Here is a 445-nt window from a genome sequence, read left to right on the forward strand (position 1 = left end):
TCGTGGCGCGGAGTGTATCGGCCCGGGCACTCGGACGCTTTGCCCCTTTTTTGGATCGTGGTTCGCCGCCCGGCGTCACTCCCCTTTCCACCCACCGCCGAGCACGCGGTACAGGGCCACCAGGTTCTGCAGCTGCAGTGCCTGCGTCTGCACCAGCGCCTGCTGCGCCGTGAAGAGCGAGCGCTGCGCGTCGAGGGCGTCGAGGTAGCTGGCGGCGCCGGCGCGGTAGCGCAGGTCGGCCAGGCGATACGTGACGGCGAGCGCATTGGTCTGCGCCGTCTGCGCCCGCAGCTGCTCGCCCAGCGTGGCCCGACCGGCCAGCGCGTCGGCCACCTCGCGGAACGAGGTCTGGATCGATCGCTCGTACTGGGCGATGGCGATGTCGCGGCTGACGGTGGCGACGTCGAGGTTGGCGCGGTTGCGGCCGGCATCGAAGATCGGCTGC

1 protein-coding gene is annotated in these 445 nt (G+C 71.0%); it reads right to left on the reverse strand.

What is annotated here, in order from left to right:
* Positions 1–75: 75 nt before the first annotated feature.
* Positions 76–445 (reverse strand): TolC family protein (locus D7Y13_RS42915; protein WP_158626228.1); only part of this gene is annotated, 370 nt, incomplete at its 5' end.

It is taken from the genome of Corallococcus praedator (assembly GCF_003612125.1).
Lineage (GTDB): Bacteria > Myxococcota > Myxococcia > Myxococcales > Myxococcaceae > Corallococcus > Corallococcus praedator.